Consider the following 16,619-nt stretch of genomic DNA (forward strand, 5'->3'; position numbering starts at 1 on the left):
AATTTTACATAACTTTTACATATATACACAGTTCTTTACAATTGGAGTAAATCCTCTACAATTGCTCCGTCTGTTTCACCTAAGTGTAAACCGAGTAGTCTAGCGATAGTTGGACCTTCATCAATAAGTCTCATATACGGGACGGTAACGCCACTTTTTATTCCTTTCCCAGCAGCGATAAAAATTGTTTCATAGTTAGGTTTTGTTGGAGAGTATCCATGCGTACCAAATGTATATTTTTTACTAGGCGTAACATCTTTTTCAGTAATTTCTTTTATAAAATCTCCTGTATAGTTTTCAGTGAAATAATACCCTTCTCGTGCTTCTAACATGAATAAACAATTACCGTCTGCACCGCAGTCTTTGGCAGCTTCATCATGAAGTATAAATTCAATTCCGTTTTGTTTATTTTGAAGTAGTTCTTCAAGGAGTAGTTGTACCTCCCGAATTGTATCCGTATCATTTTTGTCCTTTACATATACATAGGCAGAGCCGTCGCAACTTTGGCAATAGGCTTTCCAGTCTACTAATTTTCCTTTTTTATTAAGAGATATAAGTCCTCTTTGATGGAATAGCACATTTAATTGGATGGATTTGTTTTCACTTAAAGCGCTATGATCACCAAGGGCAATAATTGTACTTTCTTCGTATAGGTCACTTTCTTTTAGTGCTTGAATAATTTTCCCTAGACGTCCGTCGTGCCTCTGGATAGCAGCTATTGTTTCGTTAGATTCAAAGCCGTGATAGTGTCTTTGTGTGTCTAGATCGGTGAAATGTACGAACATGACATTAGGCTTTTTCGTCTGGATTGTATGCACAGCAGAGGCGAGGACGAAATCATCCAGCTCTGGTTGTGATAAACCATTTCTTATATGGCCGAAACGACGATTTAAATCTAATTGATATAGTGGGCTACCGCTAAATAAGGAAACTAACACTTGATTTTGCCAAGGTCTATTTGGAAAAATTTCTGGTAAATTGTAATCGATGTTCGCTCTTCCAGTAACAGGCCATAGAAGGGCAGCTGTCGTTAAATTTGCTTTGCGCGCTTCATCATACAATGTTGTTCCTTTTATTGATTTTCGATACCAATGCCAATCAGGTGATTCACGCCCTGGTTGAAGTAACGTATTGCTAACAACACCGTGCTTGTTAGGGTAATTACCAGTTACGATTGTTGAGTGGCTTGGATATGTTACAGAAGGATAAATTGGTTCTACTTTTTCGACAATCGTGCCCTTTTTTATTAGAGATTGGAAATGAGGTAGTTTTTGTAGTATAGGAAAATCTAAAGCTGATAAACAGTCGAATGATAAAATAATGACGTGGTTTGTTAATGCTTTATCCATAAAGTTCCCTCCTGATTATATAAAACCTATTATTATATATTACTATTAATACCTAGTAATAAAAATATATTTTTAGGTGAAAATTTATTATTTATTTTCAGAAAAATTAAACATATAATTAAGTATAAGGGAATCTATGGAAGGAGGAAACACTATGGATTTGTTAGATGGATTTGGTATCTTTTACATCATTGGCGGAATCACAATTATCCTTGTATTTGCTATTTCATATTTACTAAAGAAACGGTTTCCAGACAAACAGTTTGATATTATATTTGCACTTAGTTTAATACTTCTTTGTTTAGCGTCCTTTCCTGTTACAATGATGGTCATTGGTGGGTGGGAAGGAATGGGATATGGATTTATTGGTTTCTTCGTCCTACTTGGTACACTTATCGGTATGATTGCACATCAACTTGTGAAAATTACGCGGAAAAGCTACGTATAAAACTGCAAAAAATGAAAAGAATATATAAAAATAAGAAAATTAGCTATTGTTTAAAAAAAGAATTTGTATTATGATAATCAACAAATTTATTTCGTTATAACGATGAAAAAGGATTAGTACATGTTCAACCTTTTTAGCAGAGAGAGAATCCGTCAGGCTGAAAGATTCTTAAAAAGGTAATATGGAACCTGCCTTTGAGTTCTGCATATGCAGCGGGAATTTCCCGTTATCAAAAAGAGAGCATGCGCAATTTTTGTGCATGAATCAGGGTGGTAACGCCGGCAAAGCTCGGTCCCTATTTAGGGATGCGGGCTTTTTTGTATTTTCTAGAAGGAGGAAGACTGACTATGGCAAAAGAACAAGTGCAAGCCATTACGAAGATGGAAGAGGACTTTGCGCAGTGGTATACCGATATTGTAAAAAAAGCCGAACTTGTTGATTATTCAAGTGTAAAAGGGTGCATGATTTTACGTCCGTATGGTTATGCCTTATGGGAGAATATGCAGAAGGTGATGGATGAGAAGTTAAAAGGAACTGGCCATGAAAATGTATATATGCCAATGTTTATCCCAGAGAGTTTATTGCAAAAAGAGAAGGATCATGTTGAAGGATTTGCTCCTGAAGTAGCATGGGTTACGCATGGTGGAGATGAAAAGTTAGCGGAAAGACTTTGTGTACGTCCTACATCTGAAACTTTATTCTGTGAGCACTTTTCAAAAATTGTGCAATCCTATAATGATTTGCCGAAGTTATATAATCAGTGGTGTTCAGTAGTTCGTTGGGAGAAGACAACTAGGCCGTTCCTTCGTACGACTGAATTTTTATGGCAAGAGGGTCATACAATCCATGAAACGGCAGAAGAATCGCAGGCTGAAACATTAAATATTTTAAACTTATATGCTTCTTTCTGTGAGGATTATTTAGCAATACCAGTTATTAAAGGACAAAAAACAGAAAAAGAGAAGTTTGCTGGAGCAAAGGCAACTTATACAATTGAAAGTTTAATGCATGATGGAAAAGCACTTCAAACAGGAACCTCTCATAACTTTGGGACGAATTTCTCAGAAGCATTTGATATTAAGTTTTTAGATCGTAACGGTAAGTGGCAATATGTGCACCAAACATCTTGGGGTGTATCAACAAGAATGATAGGCGGGCTAATAATGGTTCATAGTGATAATAATGGACTTGTAATGCCACCAAAAGTCGCTCCAGTGCAAGTTGTTATTGTACCAATTGCTCAGCATAAAGAAGGAGTTTTAGCAAAAGCAACAGAGTTACAAGCACATATTCAAAAGGTTGCACGAGTAAAAATAGATGCTAGTAATAAAACACCAGGCTGGAAATTTAATGAGTATGAAATGAAGGGGGTTCCAATTCGATTAGAAGTTGGCCCTAAAGATATTGAAAAGAAACAAGTTGTACTTGTAAGAAGAGATACGAAGGAAAAAGAGTTTGTACCAATGGATCAATTAGAAGAACGTATTCCAGCATTACTTGAAGAAATTCATATTTCTTTATTTAATAAAGCAAAAGTGTTTCGTGATGAAAATACGTATGTTGCGACAAATTTCGAAGAAATGAAAAAAATAGCTGACGAAAAACAAGGATTTATTAAGGCAATGTGGTGCGGAGAATTAACTTGTGAAGAGAAACTAAAAGAAGAAGTTGGAGTATCTTCACGTTGTATGCCTTTTGAGCAAGAGCATTTAGCTGAAGAATGTATTTGTTGTGGTAAAGACGCTAAACAAATGGTGTATTGGGGAAAAGCGTATTAATACTTTTTCTGATAGGTGATAAAAAGGACTTTGGACTGCATAATAAAATGCAATCCAAAGTCCTTTTTAGTTTTATACATTATTTCATGTGTTATTTAGATGGAAGGATGTTGTTCTTATTTTACGTTTTTACGGCGAATAAATAGTAACATACCGATTAGGAATGTTGAAAGTCCCATTAAAATAGATGTAGGATAATGTGTTGCTGTATTCGGTAATTTATCACCTTGTTTTTTCGTATTATCTTTTACATTACCACCTTGAGAACCGTTGCCACCCTGAGAATTACTATCGCCTTTAACACGGTTGCCACCTTGAGAGCCACTGCCATCAGAACCGCTACCACTAGAACCATTGTCACCAGAGCCATTGCCACCAGAGCCATTGCTACCAGAACCATTGCCACCAGAGCTATTGCCACCAGAACCGTTGCCACCAGAGCTATTGCTACCAGAACCATTGCCACCAGAGCTATTGCCACCAGAACCGTTGTCACCAGAGCCACTGCCACCAGAACCGTTACCACCAGAACCATTGCTACCAGAGCCATTGCCGCCAGAACCATTGCCACCAGAACCGTTACCACCAGAACCATTGCCGCCAGAGCTACTGCCGCCAGAACCGTTGTCACCAGAGTCACTGCCGCCAGAACCACTGCCACCAGAACTGTTACCACCAGAACCATTGCCGCCAGAGCCACTGCCGCCAGAACCGTTGTCACCAGAGTCATTGCCGCCAGAACCACTGCCACCAGAACTGTTACCACCAGAACCACTGCCACCAGAGCCGTTACCACCAGAACCGTTACCGCCGGAACCATTGTCGCTAGAGCTGTTGTCACCAGAACCATTGCCGCCAGAGCCACTATCGTCCTGAGAACCACCGTTTCCTGGTGGTTTATTATTATCTTTCGAGTTACCTTCTACTAAATGATCGTTATTTTGTACAATTGCGTTTATTGCTGGAGAGAAGTTTTCTGTTGCTGCATTACCGATATTTAAACCGCTAAAAAAAGATAAAGAGAGTGTTGAGGCTAAAATGAAGATTTTCGTCATGGTTTTCCTCCTAAGAAATTAATATTCCATCTAAAATACATCCCTTTGTAATATTTCTTAGGAAAAAGAGTTTTATACAAAAAAAACTATATATAGAAAAAGGTGGAGTATTTCTAAAGAGAGAAAAGAGTTAGTGTAAATTTTTTATAATAAGTAGAGCGTGGGGAGTTTCAGACTCATTATAATAGAGGAAGTGACAGCAGATGAAAGAATATATTGCATTTGATGTTGGTGGTACACAAATTAAATATGGGATTGTTTCAGAAACAGGAACAGTACGAAAGCATCAAACAGTTCCAACAGAAATTCATTTAGGTGGAGAACAAATTATTCAAAAACTTATATATGTATCCAAAAAAATAATGAATGAACATACTATTGTAGGAATTGGTATTAGCACTGCGGGAATTGTTGATATTAACAAAGGAATTGTGACGGGAGGTGCGGATCATATTCCAGGATATAGTACTATTCCTATTATTGATAGATTGCAAGAGATATTAAAAGTTTCAGTATCGATTGACAATGATGTGAATTGTGCAGCGTTTGGAGAAAAATGGAATGGTAGTGGAAGAGAGAAAGAGAATTTTATTATGCTCACCCTCGGAACAGGGATTGGGGGAGCGATTTTTATAGATGGAGAATTGTACCGAGGAAATTCATTTAGTGCTGGTGAATGGGGGAATATGTTAATAGAAGGAAAAACGTTTGAAGAGGTTGCCTCGATTTCAGGATTAATTCGTCTTGTCAGAAAGTATAAAGGCAAAGGTGAGTGGAATGGGAGAACAATTTTTGAGTTGTATGATAAAGGAGATAGAGAAGTTGCTCAAGCAGTTGGGATTTTCTTTAGACATTTGGCAATCGGAATTAGTAATCTTGCTTATATTTTCAATCCAGAAACGATTATTATTGGTGGAGGAATTACCGATAGAGGAAATAAGTTTTTAAAAGAAGTAAAAGAAGAGGTCAGTAAATACTTAAATCAAGAGATTTATAATAATTGTGAGATTGAACTTGCACAAAACGGTAATTGTGCAGGAATGATTGGTGCTATTTACCACTTCTTACATCATCATAAGTAAATTATATGAATGTTTTCATATAACTGAGAATTTATCCTTTTTATCGCTAGGTAAATAATGCTACAATATAAGAGAAGAATACAATATTTTCCGATTTGGAAAATGCTTTGTAGAGAGGGAGAAACTTCATGCCTATTATTTTAGAAAAAGGTCAAAAGATCGATTTAACGAAAGGACAACCAAAAGTAGCAAAACTACAGGTTGGCTTAGGCTGGGATCCAATTGGGCAATCAGGTGGATTTCTGTCTTCATTATTTGGAAGTAAACCAAATGTAGATTGTGATGCATCTGTTGTTATGTTAGAAGGAGATCGTTTTTTAAACAAAAATGATTTAGTTTACTTCGGAAATAAACTTTCTACTTGTGGTAGTATTATTCATTCAGGAGATAATTTAACAGGCGAAGGCGCTGGTGATGACGAAACAATTTTCGTAGAATTACATAAAGTTCCGAGCCGTATTAATCGTTTAGTATTCGTTGTAAATATTTATGACTGTGTAAATCGTCGTCAAGATTTCGGGATGATTCGTAATGCATATATTCGTATTCAAAATCCGCAAACTGGTGAAGAATTAGCACGCTATAATTTATCGGATAATTATGCTGGCAAAACGACTCTAATTGCAGGTGAAATGTATCGCCACGGAAGTGAATGGAAATTCTCAGCTGTTGGAGAAGGTACACAAGATAAAAACTTAAGTGAGATTGTATCACGTTATCAATAAAATAAACCGAGGAGGAATTGTGTATGGCATCAATTTCATTGAAAAAAGGACAAAAGGTAGACTTAACAAAAACGAATCCAGGTCTTTCAAAAGTTCTTGTAGGACTTGGTTGGGATACGAATCGTTATGACGGACAAAACGATTTCGATTTAGATGTTAGTATTTTCTTAGTAGGTGCTAACGGTAAAGTTTCAGGTGCAGAGGATTTCGTCTTCTATAATAACCCAAAAGGTGCAAATGGTGCTGTAGAGCATTTAGGAGATAACCGAACTGGTGAAGGTGAAGGCGATGACGAATCGATTAAAGTAGATTTAAAAAATGTACCTGCACATATCGAACGTATTTGTTTCACTATCACAATTTACGATGGAGAAGGACGCAGCCAAAACTTCGGACAAGTTTCTAACTCTTTCGTACGTATTTTAGATGAAGAAAAGAATGCAGAATTAATTCGTTACGATTTAGGAGAAGATTTCTCTATTGAAACAGCGGTAGTAGTAGGTGAACTATACCGTCATGCAGGTGAATGGAAGTTCAATGCAATCGGAAGTGGATTCCAAGGTGGATTAGCGTCTCTATGTAATAATTTCGGTTTAGATGTAGAGTAATAGATTGATATATCCATCGATAAAACAGATGTTTACTGATGGATATATTTTTTAAGATTAAAATATAGAGGTGAATATAAATGGTTATTCAATTGCAAAAAGGACAGAAGATTGATTTAGGTAAGACAAGCCCTGGTTTAACAAAAGCAGTAATTGGTCTTGGGTGGGATATTAAATCTTACGACGGTGGATCAGATTTCGATTTAGATGCATCAGCATTCCTATTAGATGCGAACGGAAAATGTACGAAGGAAACTGATTTTATCTTCTATAATAATTTACAGTCTCCTTGTGGATCTGTTCTACATACAGGAGATAACCGCACAGGTGAAGGTGAAGGTGACGATGAGCAACTTGTTGTAGATTTGAAAAAAGTTCCAGCAGATGTGCACAAAATTGCTATTACAGTTACGATTTATGATGCAGAAGGCCGTAGTCAAAACTTTGGACAAGTAGGAAATGCGTTCGTTCGTTTAGCAAATGAAGAAACGAATGAAGAAGTTCTTCGTTTTGATTTAGGGGAAGATTTCTCCATCGAAACAGCAGTTGTCTTTTGTGAATTATACCGTCATAATGGACAGTGGAAGTTTAATGCAGTAGGAAGTGGATTCCAAGGTGGTTTAGGTGCGCTTGTAAGAGCGTATGGCTTGGATGCATAGAAAGGAAACGACATTCGTTTCCTTTTTTTGACCTTTCTATAAATCTAGCAAAGAATAGGGGATATAGGTAAGATGAGTATTTTGCAAGGAATCCTTGATACGTATGCTCAGTTTTTTGACTTGGACATGTGGATTAAAGTGTTGCAGGATCCAGTATCTTGGGGATTAATTGGTACACTTGTTGTACTTGAAGGGTTGTTATCTGCTGATAACGCACTTGTATTAGCAGTAATGGTAAAACACCTTCCGGAAGAGAAACGTAAAAAAGCATTATTCTATGGACTTATTGGAGCTTATGTATTCCGCTTTATTGCGATTGGAATCGGAATGTTCTTAATTAAATTATGGTGGGTAAAACTTCTTGGTGCACTTTACCTTGCTTGGTTATCAGTAAAATACTTTATTGATAAGCGTAAAGGTGCAAGTGAAGAAGACGAAGCTCACGGTATGAATCAAAATAGTATTCTCTTTAGAATGTTCGGTGTCTTCTGGGGAACAGTTGCGATGGTTGAATTAATGGATATCGCGTTCTCTGTAGATAGCGTACTTGCTGCATTTGGTGTATCTAATGAAGTTTGGATTCTATTATTAGGCGGAATGCTCGGTATTTTAATGATGCGTGGTATCGCTGGTGTATTCTTAAAATTGTTAGAGCGTATTCCAGAGCTTGAAACAACAGCATATATTTTAATCTTAATTATCGCATCGAAAATGCTATTGTCTCTAATTGATATTCATATTAGTCATACACTGTTCTTCATTATTTTAGTTGTAGCATTTGGAGCAACGTTTATAATTCACTACATGAAGAATTCTGGACAAGCTAAAGAAGAAGTTGCAGCTACTAAAGAAGACAATAAATAATTGAAATGGGTTTGCTCGTTTTGCGAGCGCCCATTTTTTATAACCAAAAATAGTTTATAATATAAGAAGGACTTAGAAAAAACGTAAATGTTTTTGGAGGTGAACTGTTGTGTTTTCACGTTTTACACTTCAACCATATGCATTAAAAGATGAATCAGATTTAAAGCAATTTGAAACGCTTTTAGAAAAACGCCCACAATATGAGCTGACAGAGAATGAGATGAAATTTAGTTATATAGCATGTCGAATCCTTGGCGTTCCTAATGATGTAGATGAATATTTTAATGAACTGTTTGATTATAGTGAAGCGAAAGGAATCGAGGTTTTACACGAACAAAATTTAAACAAAGTGATTGATTCAGAAAAGCTTCGTCATATTCAAGAAGTGTTCGGATTACATCAAGAAGCACCCAATGGTCTGACAGTAAATAGGTTAGTTGCACACTTATCTGGGAAACAACTTTTACCGAAAGTAGACAATCCTGATTTACAGCATTACATACATACGACGTTTATTTCACTATTGAAATTATATGAGAAGCAACATAATCAGTCGTTAAAGACAGAAGGCTTCCGTCGTTTCTTAATCGACATAATTAAACTAAGCGAAAATTACGTAGCGAAGTGGTTTTCTACGATTAATTATAAGAAACAAATGCCGCGTATCGTTTGGTATGGTGATGCACAGGAAAGCCGTATATATTTCTTATATTTTCTTATTATGCTCGGTTGTGATGTGCTTTATTATCACCCCGAAGGAAAAGATGGATTTGAAAATATTGATGAAGAGGGAAGAACTTTTGTTGTATCTCATTCAAGTCGCATTTCGCTTGAACCGTTCCCTGATCGTCGACGTGAGCGTGTTGCAACAGTAGCATATCAAGCTTCGAAAGAAATTGAACAAGTACTTCACCACGATAATTCACTATTATATAAACCGTGGCAATTCCGTTCGTATACACCTGTAGCACGTACGTTAAAAACGACATATGATGAACTCTTTTTAATTACGAAAGAAAAGGCATTTGTACGTCCAACATTCTTTGTTGAAAATAAACATATTTATATCCCTTCTTTATTTGCGAAAATATCAGGTGTTTCAAAGAATGATAAAGAATATTTTCAACGATTAAAGGCTGTTACATCATTTGATAATAGTTTACTAATTAATACATTCCCATTTACGAAAGAGCAAAAAGCAAACTTCCAATATCATTATCGAGATGCATTGGACCGAGCTGGGAAATTACATCCTGATTTAATTATGAATAGCCATTGGTGGCCGCATAAGCGTTTACCGGAAGGTTTACAACATGGGATTGCAGAGGCGATTATCCATACGTGCGAAAGTGAAATGTGTAAACCAATTGCAAAAGAGACGAAACAAGATGTAGCGCTATATGTTTTCGCACAACTTTCTCAAATACCACCGAATATTTTAGAACAGCTTGAGAAATTTGATTATTCACAAGATGTACCAAAAATTGTTATATTTAATAATGAGAAGAGTGGAGAATTAACTCGTTCTGACGCTGTTTTATTACTATTTTTAAATCAAATAGGAGTAGATGTATTCCACTTCAATCCAACAGGAAGAAACGATATTGAACCGTATGTTGAAGCGGGAGCATTTGATTCTCATTGGCTTGAAGAAGTTAATTTCGATCTTGAGTTTCATGGTTCATCAGCCTATAAAAATTTATCACAAACAATAAAAGGACTATTTCGTCCATTTTTATAAGGAAAGGGAGAATACCATATGAATAACCCAGTCGTACTAGATTCGAAAACTGAATTGAATGAGCAAACCGCACAAGATGTTCGCTTGCAACTTAGACAAGATGCAGATGTGCAACGTATTTATAATGCAGTAGATATTAAAGACCAACTGGAATTAATTGAACTTGGAAAAGAACCTTCTATGGAAATTTCACGTTTTGCTGATCAAATTTTACATACAATGTCATTATCAAAAATAGAAGATTCTGGTGAATTGTTAAAGCAACTTGGTAAAATTATGGACAGATTTGATAGTAAAGACTTTGCGGAAGAGAAAAGTGGTTTCTTCTCACGTATGTTCAAAAAAGCGGATAAAATGATTGAACAAATCTTTAGCAAGTATCAAACGATGGGCCGTGAAATTGATAAAGTGTATGTCGAAATTACGAAGTATCAAGATGAAATGAAAAAATCAATTGGTACGTTAGATGGTTTATATGAGCAAAACTTAAAATATTATTTAGACTTAGAAAAATACGTAGTAGCAGGAGAAATGTTGTTAGAGCGTTTAAATACAGAGTTAGTTCCGATGTATGAAGAGCGCGTGCGTAATAATGATCAATTAGCAGGTATTGAATTAGAGTCGCTTAAAAACTCGGTTGAAATTTTAGAGCAACGTATTGATGATTTAGAAAAAGCTCGTATGGTTGCGTTACTTACAGCACCACAAATTCGTATGATTCAACGTGGTAATAATAAATTAATTGGTAAAATCAATACAGCATTTATTACGACGATTCCTATCTTTAAAAATGGTATCATTCAAGCGGTAAATGCCAAACGTCAAAAGCTTGTTGCAGATTCTATGGCTGAACTTGATCGCCGTACAAATGAATTACTTAAGAAAAATGCACAAAATATCGCAACGCAAAGTGTAGAAGTAGCGAGATTATCGGGTTCTTCTAGTATTAAGATGGAAACACTTGAGGAAACTTGGAACATTATTTCAAGAGGTATGCAAGAAACACAACAAATTGAAGAGCAAAACAAACGTGAGCGTGAAGAAAGCCGTAAGCGTATGGCTACATTAACAGAGAATATCAAAAAAGAATTACAAGGGTAAATGAAAAGGCAATGAGGAATAGTCCTCATTGCCTTTTAGTTTTTCTTCACTAATTTAATGATTTCATTCACAACAAGCGGAATGATACTTAATAAGAGAACAAATCCCCAATCTCGCATCGTTAATGCATGTACACCGAATATATTTGCAAGGGGCGGGATGGAGATGATACAAACTTGCATAAGAACACCGATAAGGAGGGAGAAGACTAAATATTTATTTGTAAAGATCCCAATTGAAAAAATCGATTTTGTTCTTGAACGCAAGTTAAATGAATGAACGAGCTGAGAAAAACTAAGAACGACAAATGCCATCGTTTGAGCATGTAATAGAGCATCGTCATCAATTTGCTCTGGGAAAAGAGGGAATAAATTTGTATCTCCAGTATAGAATTTTGCTCCGGCGATAAAAGCTATTAGCGTTAAAAGTCCAATGACAACTCCATTGAAAATTAGGAAAGGAACGCTGCCGCTAAATAAGCTTTCTTTCGCATGTCGTGGTTTTTCCTTCATCACATCTGGGTCTTCAGGATCAACCCCAAGTGATAATGCAGGCAGTGTATCTGTAATTAAATTCACCCACAAAATGTGAATAGGTCGTAGTGGTGTCGCCCAGCCGAGTAAAATGGCTAAAAATAAAGCGATAATTTCTCCGAAGTTACAAGAGAGTAGGAAGAGAATTGATTTTTTTATGTTGCGATAAATATTTCTACCTTCTTCAACGGCTTTCACGATAGATGAGAAATTATCATCTGTTAACACGACATCTGCTGCCCCTTTTGCAACGTCTGTTCCTGTAATGCCCATCGCTACGCCAACATCAGCTTGCTTTAAAGATGGTGCATCATTGACACCATCACCAGTCATAGAAACGATATTTCCTTTTGCGCGTAATGCCTTTACAATTTTCACTTTATGCTCTGGAGAGACTCTAGCGAATACATTTAAATGATTAATTTTGTTAGCTAGTTCTGTATCAGAAATGTTATCTAATTCAGTTCCAATCATAATTTCCGATATTTCTTCAGCAATGCCAAGTTCTTTGGCAATTGCAAAGGCGGTATCTTTATGGTCACCAGTAATCATAACTGTGCGAATACCGGCTTTTTTACATTCTTTAATTGAATCTTTCACTTCAGTTCGTGGTGGATCAATCATACCGACAAGACCAATAAAGATAAGATTTTCTTCAAGATGATTTATATCCACATCGTTTGAATCGTATTGTTTAAATGCGAATGAAAGTACTCTTAAAGCTTCTTGAGACATTGATCCGGCAGCTTCTAATATTTGATTTTTATCAGAATCAGTTAAAATCTCGATTTTGCCGTTTTTAAAAATATGGGTACATCGAGGTAAGAGTTTATCAATAGCGCCTTTCGTCATGCTATAGTAACTTTCATTGTACATATGTACGGTTGACATCATTTTACGATCTGAATCAAAAGGTACTTCGTTAACACGTTCATGTATTTTTTCTAAATGATCTTTTTGCATGTTAAAAGTTGTTCCAGCAACGAGAAGTGCAATTTCAGTCGGGTCTCCCGTTTGTGATTCGTTATTGTAAGACGCATCATTACATAGCACCATATTTTCTAACAATAGACGTTGCGCATCATTATTTACATTTAAACTTTCTAAGCGATCGTATGTGTTATCACTATAAAAGTGAGTAATGGTCATTTTATTTTGCGTTAACGTACCTGTTTTATCTGAACAAATAATTGTGACAGAACCGAGGGCTTCAACAGCTGGTAGTTTCCGAATGATAACGTTTTGTTTAATCATACGTTGCACACCAATTGCAAGAACGATGGAAACGATAGCTGGCAAGCCTTCTGGAATAGCTGCAACAGCTAAACTAATAGCAGTCATAAACATTTCTAATGTATCCCGGCCTTGTAAAAAACCGATGAGAAACATAACGATACAAATAGCTACAGCGACAAAGCCTAAATATTTTCCAACTTGTGCTAAGCTTTTTTGAAGTGGTGTCATATCATCGTCTGCTTCATGTAAAAGGGTAGCAATCTTACCAATTTGTGAGTTCATCCCAGTTTCAACAGCAACACCGACGCCTCTTCCGTATGTTACAAGAGTAGACATAAATGCCATGTTTTTTTGGTCGCCGAGTGGTACTTGCTCATCACTTTGCATGGAAGGGTGGTAGATTGCATCTTTATCAACAGGGACAGATTCACCAGTTAGAGCAGATTCTTCAACTTTTAAATTTGCGGTTTCGATAAGGCGTAAATCGCATGGGATATATCGTCCAGCGTCGAGCATAACGATATCCCCTGGAACGACGTGCTCAGATGGAATTTCTTTTAGTTCACCATTTCTCTTGACGATAGCTTTAGGTGTTGCCATCTTTTTCAATGCCTCTAAAGCTTGTTCTGCTTTCGATTCTTGGACAACACCGATAACAGCATTTAAAACTACAACGAGCGCGATAATACTGGCATCCGCCCATTCACCTACAAAGGCAGAAATAAGGGCAGCAATAATAAGGACATATACGAGGACGTCATTAATTTGGGCGAAAATACGCTGCCATAAAGTGCGTTTTTGTTTTGTAGCTAATTCATTAGAACCGTATTGCTTTAAACGTTCACTTACAATCTCATCTGTTAAACCGTGTTGTTCGTTTGTTTCTAGGTCAATTAATATTTGATTTTTCGTCTTACTGTACCAATTGCTCATAAGTAAGCACCTCCAGTAAAAACAGTTAGCAATGGTAGTGTTGCTATTATTTGTGAGTAGTATGTATGGAGAAAAAATCTAAGATGAGGTTCTACTTCTATTGTACAATATTTTACAGTTGGTTGAGGGAAAGAGATGAGTTGTCATGAATTTGTTGGAAATAAAAAAGAGCCTCATATAAGAGAGGCTTTTTTACTTTTTAATTAATGTACCTAATTCTTCTGTAATAGCTTGCATTTCACTAATGCTGAATGTTTCACGTTTCATAACATGATCATAAATGTCACGTAAATCTTCGTACATTTCTTCGTTAAAACTAGCAGCTCTCATCGCTCCAGCATTAACCATACGTAATTTTTCTTTAATAGCTTCGACCATATATTCAACGTTTTCTTCTGACTTTACGGATAAATCCACCGAAGTGTCCCCCTTTAAAATAACATAAGGCTATCTTAACATTTTTTATCATTTTCGTTAATGAATCTTTTCAATCCCATTAAATTAGTAGGGATTTCCTTTATATTCACTAATTGGTTGTTTATACTATAAGTATATATAAACAAATGCACCAAGAAAGGAAGAAACAAAAATATGGTTCAAGTATTGTTTGTTTGTCTTGGGAACATTTGCCGTTCTCCGATGGCAGAAGCGATTTTTCGAGATCTTGTCGTAAAAGAGGGACTTAAAGAGAAAATTGTCATTGATTCTGCAGGAACTGGAGATTGGCATGTTGGCCATCCGCCACATAAAGGAACACAAAAAATTTTAAAAGAAAATGCAGTCACTTTTGAAGGAATTAAAGCAAGGCAAGTAGAAAAAGAAGACTTAACAAAGTTTGATTATATTATTGCCATGGACAACAAGAATATAGCAGATTTAAAAAGTTTAGGTAAAACTGGAGGCTATATTGGTAGGCTGTCCGACTTTGTTCCAGACGGTGGCTGGACAGACGTTCCTGACCCTTACTATACAGGGAATTTCCAAGAAGTATATGACCTTGTAACAGAAGGGTGTGCAAAGCTATTAGCTTTCATTCGAAATGAACAAGGAATATGAGGAAGCTTAGAAAGAAATACTTTCTAACATAAGAAATGAAAGGGTGAAGGAATATGGCAAAGAAAAATAATATTGCTCGAAACATTGCGATTGGTGTAGCGGCAGGTGTAGCTGTATCCATGTTAAAGAAAGAAAACCGTGAAAAAGTAAAAAATACAGCAGAAAAAGCAAAAACAAAGATGATTGAAATTGGTGAAAATGCAAAGATTAAAGAAAAAGTGCAAACTGTTACAGATAAAGGACGCGAACTTGCTGATTTCAATGTGGTAAAAGCGAAAGTAGCAGAAATTAAAAAATTAACGCCATCTGTTGTAGAGACGTTAAAAGAAACGAAAGAAATTTTTAGTAAGAAAAAAGTTGAGCCAGAAGAAAAGCCAGAAACGATTGAAATTCAAGCTGTATCTCCAAAGGTAGATGAGCTAAAAGCAGAAGAAGAGCCAGTAGTTGCTGAAGATGGTGGTATGAAAGAAGCGCGTGAATTATTTATGAAAGACTCAAATGCAGTGGAAAAAAAAACTGAAGCGTACATTGAGTTAAAGCAAGATAAAGAAGAGAAGAAAAGCGTTTAAACATATATGAGAAAAATTTTAGAAAAGGTGAGAAGAAATCGTACTTATTCGTTTGGTAAAGATTTATATGACCGGACGATGCGCGATGATGTAGCGGGCTTGGCAGCACAGCTCGCTTATTTCTTCTTGCTTGCGATTTTTCCTGGGCTCGTTTTCTTAATTACGCTTCTTGGATTTATTCCCATTCAAACAGAGGATGTGCTTAGTTTATTAGAGGTTTATGTACCAGATGATGCAATGAACTTAATTGAGATAAATGTAGATAAAGTTGTAAACCAGCAAAATGGTGGTTTATTATCATTTGGTTTATTATCCATGTTATGGTTTGCCTCAAATGGTGTTAATGCGGTTATGAATGCTTTTAACCGCGCTTATGACGTGAAAGAAACACGTTCTTTTATTACAACAAGAGCGTTATCAATTGTGTTTACATTAGCTATTATTTTTATGATTGTCTTTGCGTTAATTGTTCCGGTATTCGGACAAGTTATTGGAGCAGCAGTGTTTAAAGCACTCGGTTTATCAGATAGTTTTTCTTTCGTATGGAGCATTACACGATTAGTAGCGAGTTTCTTCGTGCTATTTGCTTTGTTTAGTTTCTTATATACATTTGCCCCAGATCGAAAGTTAAAAAGAAGAGAAGTTATTTCAGGGGCGTTATTTGCTACTGTAGGATGGATTGTGGTATCGTACTCATTTGCTTATTATGTAGATAAGTTTGCGAATTACGCCAATACATATGGTGGTCTCGGTGGTATTATTATTTTAATGTTATGGTTTTACTTAACTGGATGGGTAATTTTACTTGGCGGTGAAATTAATGGTTTACTCCATCATTATAGAACGGGTGACAATAATTCCCGTAATGAAAAATGACCTCTT

At 36.1% G+C, this 16,619-nt stretch carries 16 protein-coding genes and 1 other annotated feature; of the genes, 12 read left to right on the forward strand and 4 right to left on the reverse strand.

Annotated features, from left to right (window positions below; translation table 11 throughout):
• Positions 1 to 35: 35 nt before the first annotated feature.
• Entirely contained in the window at positions 36 to 1,349 is a 1,314-nt protein-coding gene (locus tag CGQ22_RS20005; RefSeq protein WP_074593395.1) for an alkaline phosphatase family protein, read from the reverse strand.
• Positions 1,350 to 1,503: 154 nt separating this feature from the next.
• Here CGQ22_RS20005 and CGQ22_RS20010 point away from each other — a divergent pair, with 154 nt between their 5' ends.
• Together CGQ22_RS20010 and proS are read left to right on the forward strand one after the other, a co-directional pair.
• The gene (locus CGQ22_RS20010) at positions 1,504 to 1,797 is read left to right on the forward strand and encodes a YesK-like family protein (protein WP_060629394.1); all 294 of its coding nucleotides are present in this window, start codon (positions 1,504 to 1,506) and stop codon (positions 1,795 to 1,797) included.
• Positions 1,798 to 1,890: 93 nt separating this feature from the next.
• Positions 1,891 to 2,097: a binding site (T-box leader), on the forward strand.
• A gap of 47 nt (positions 2,098 to 2,144) precedes the next feature.
• Positions 2,145 to 3,575 carry a proline--tRNA ligase gene (gene proS, locus CGQ22_RS20015; protein ID WP_089149213.1) on the forward strand — a complete coding sequence of 477 codons (1,431 nt, stop codon included), beginning with the start codon at positions 2,145 to 2,147 and terminating at the stop codon, positions 3,573 to 3,575.
• 116 nt (positions 3,576 to 3,691) lie between these two features.
• On the opposite strand, the gene CGQ22_RS20020 is transcribed toward proS, so the two are convergent.
• The gene (locus CGQ22_RS20020; RefSeq protein ID WP_089149214.1) at positions 3,692 to 4,630 is read right to left on the reverse strand and encodes an LPXTG cell wall anchor domain-containing protein; all 939 of its coding nucleotides are present in this window, start codon (positions 4,628 to 4,630) and stop codon (positions 3,692 to 3,694) included.
• 203 nt (positions 4,631 to 4,833) lie between these two features.
• Between CGQ22_RS20020 and CGQ22_RS20025 the strand changes: the two genes are divergently transcribed.
• The 7 genes from CGQ22_RS20025 to CGQ22_RS20055 all read left to right on the forward strand — a co-directional run bounded on the left by CGQ22_RS20025 (position 4,834) and on the right by CGQ22_RS20055 (position 11,410).
• A complete protein-coding gene (locus CGQ22_RS20025) occupies positions 4,834 to 5,712 on the forward strand; it encodes an ROK family protein (RefSeq protein ID WP_000666141.1) in 879 nt (292 codons plus the stop codon).
• A 128-nt stretch (positions 5,713 to 5,840) separates the two neighbouring features.
• Positions 5,841 to 6,437 (forward strand): TerD family protein, encoded by a 597-nt coding sequence (locus tag CGQ22_RS20030; protein ID WP_001121586.1) that lies wholly within the window; start codon positions 5,841 to 5,843, stop codon positions 6,435 to 6,437.
• Positions 6,438 to 6,460: 23 nt separating this feature from the next.
• Positions 6,461 to 7,045, forward strand: coding sequence for a TerD family protein (locus CGQ22_RS20035; protein ID WP_000146731.1), 585 nt, complete (start codon positions 6,461 to 6,463; stop codon positions 7,043 to 7,045).
• Between the two features lie 80 nt (positions 7,046 to 7,125).
• Positions 7,126 to 7,704, forward strand: coding sequence for a TerD family protein (locus CGQ22_RS20040; protein ID WP_000236649.1), 579 nt, complete (start codon positions 7,126 to 7,128; stop codon positions 7,702 to 7,704).
• Between the two features lie 72 nt (positions 7,705 to 7,776).
• Positions 7,777 to 8,568, forward strand: coding sequence for a TerC family protein (locus CGQ22_RS20045; protein WP_000025705.1), 792 nt, complete (start codon positions 7,777 to 7,779; stop codon positions 8,566 to 8,568).
• A 109-nt stretch (positions 8,569 to 8,677) separates the two neighbouring features.
• Positions 8,678 to 10,309, forward strand: coding sequence for a YceG family protein (locus tag CGQ22_RS20050; RefSeq protein ID WP_000492863.1), 1,632 nt, complete (start codon positions 8,678 to 8,680; stop codon positions 10,307 to 10,309).
• A gap of 18 nt (positions 10,310 to 10,327) precedes the next feature.
• Positions 10,328 to 11,410 carry a toxic anion resistance protein gene (locus CGQ22_RS20055; protein WP_001064413.1) on the forward strand — a complete coding sequence of 361 codons (1,083 nt, stop codon included), beginning with the start codon at positions 10,328 to 10,330 and terminating at the stop codon, positions 11,408 to 11,410.
• A 35-nt stretch (positions 11,411 to 11,445) separates the two neighbouring features.
• On the opposite strand, the gene CGQ22_RS20060 is transcribed toward CGQ22_RS20055, so the two are convergent.
• Together CGQ22_RS20060 and CGQ22_RS20065 are read right to left on the reverse strand one after the other, a co-directional pair.
• Positions 11,446 to 14,112: a cation-translocating P-type ATPase gene (locus CGQ22_RS20060; protein ID WP_089149215.1), complete on the reverse strand. Its 2,667-nt coding sequence runs from the start codon at positions 14,110 to 14,112 to the stop codon at positions 11,446 to 11,448.
• A 192-nt stretch (positions 14,113 to 14,304) separates the two neighbouring features.
• A complete protein-coding gene (locus tag CGQ22_RS20065) occupies positions 14,305 to 14,529 on the reverse strand; it encodes a DUF1128 domain-containing protein (protein WP_000366196.1) in 225 nt (74 codons plus the stop codon).
• A 174-nt stretch (positions 14,530 to 14,703) separates the two neighbouring features.
• Here CGQ22_RS20065 and CGQ22_RS20070 point away from each other — a divergent pair, with 174 nt between their 5' ends.
• From CGQ22_RS20070 to CGQ22_RS20080, 3 genes are read left to right on the forward strand one after another with little or no spacing between them, the layout of a single operon-like run.
• Positions 14,704 to 15,168 carry a low molecular weight protein-tyrosine-phosphatase gene (locus tag CGQ22_RS20070; RefSeq protein ID WP_000250913.1) on the forward strand — a complete coding sequence of 155 codons (465 nt, stop codon included), beginning with the start codon at positions 14,704 to 14,706 and terminating at the stop codon, positions 15,166 to 15,168.
• A 53-nt stretch (positions 15,169 to 15,221) separates the two neighbouring features.
• On the forward strand, positions 15,222 to 15,737 hold the full coding sequence (locus CGQ22_RS20075; RefSeq protein WP_001085388.1) for a DUF4075 domain-containing protein: 516 nt from the start codon (positions 15,222 to 15,224) through the stop codon (positions 15,735 to 15,737).
• Positions 15,738 to 15,743: 6 nt separating this feature from the next.
• Positions 15,744 to 16,613, forward strand: a complete 870-nt coding sequence (locus CGQ22_RS20080) for a YihY/virulence factor BrkB family protein (protein ID WP_089149216.1) — start codon at positions 15,744 to 15,746, stop codon at positions 16,611 to 16,613.
• Positions 16,614 to 16,619 lie beyond the last annotated feature (6 nt).

The sequence above is a fragment of the Bacillus sp. M13(2017) genome (genome assembly GCF_002218325.1).
GTDB classification, from domain to species: domain Bacteria; phylum Bacillota; class Bacilli; order Bacillales; family Bacillaceae_G; genus Bacillus_A; species Bacillus_A thuringiensis_K.

Coding starts and splice junctions, on each gene's coding strand:
- CGQ22_RS20005 (WP_074593395.1), bottom strand. CDS start 1,349: ATGGATAAAGCATTAACAAACCACGTCATTATTTTATCATTCGACTGT.
- CGQ22_RS20010 (WP_060629394.1), top strand. CDS start 1,504: ATGGATTTGTTAGATGGATTTGGTATCTTTTACATCATTGGCGGAATC.
- proS (WP_089149213.1), top strand. CDS start 2,145: ATGGCAAAAGAACAAGTGCAAGCCATTACGAAGATGGAAGAGGACTTT.
- CGQ22_RS20020 (WP_089149214.1), bottom strand. CDS start 4,630: ATGACGAAAATCTTCATTTTAGCCTCAACACTCTCTTTATCTTTTTTT.
- CGQ22_RS20025 (WP_000666141.1), top strand. CDS start 4,834: ATGAAAGAATATATTGCATTTGATGTTGGTGGTACACAAATTAAATAT.
- CGQ22_RS20030 (WP_001121586.1), top strand. CDS start 5,841: ATGCCTATTATTTTAGAAAAAGGTCAAAAGATCGATTTAACGAAAGGA.
- CGQ22_RS20035 (WP_000146731.1), top strand. CDS start 6,461: ATGGCATCAATTTCATTGAAAAAAGGACAAAAGGTAGACTTAACAAAA.
- CGQ22_RS20040 (WP_000236649.1), top strand. CDS start 7,126: ATGGTTATTCAATTGCAAAAAGGACAGAAGATTGATTTAGGTAAGACA.
- CGQ22_RS20045 (WP_000025705.1), top strand. CDS start 7,777: ATGAGTATTTTGCAAGGAATCCTTGATACGTATGCTCAGTTTTTTGAC.
- CGQ22_RS20055 (WP_001064413.1), top strand. CDS start 10,328: ATGAATAACCCAGTCGTACTAGATTCGAAAACTGAATTGAATGAGCAA.
- CGQ22_RS20060 (WP_089149215.1), bottom strand. CDS start 14,112: ATGAGCAATTGGTACAGTAAGACGAAAAATCAAATATTAATTGACCTA.
- CGQ22_RS20070 (WP_000250913.1), top strand. CDS start 14,704: ATGGTTCAAGTATTGTTTGTTTGTCTTGGGAACATTTGCCGTTCTCCG.
- CGQ22_RS20075 (WP_001085388.1), top strand. CDS start 15,222: ATGGCAAAGAAAAATAATATTGCTCGAAACATTGCGATTGGTGTAGCG.
- CGQ22_RS20080 (WP_089149216.1), top strand. CDS start 15,744: ATGAGAAAAATTTTAGAAAAGGTGAGAAGAAATCGTACTTATTCGTTT.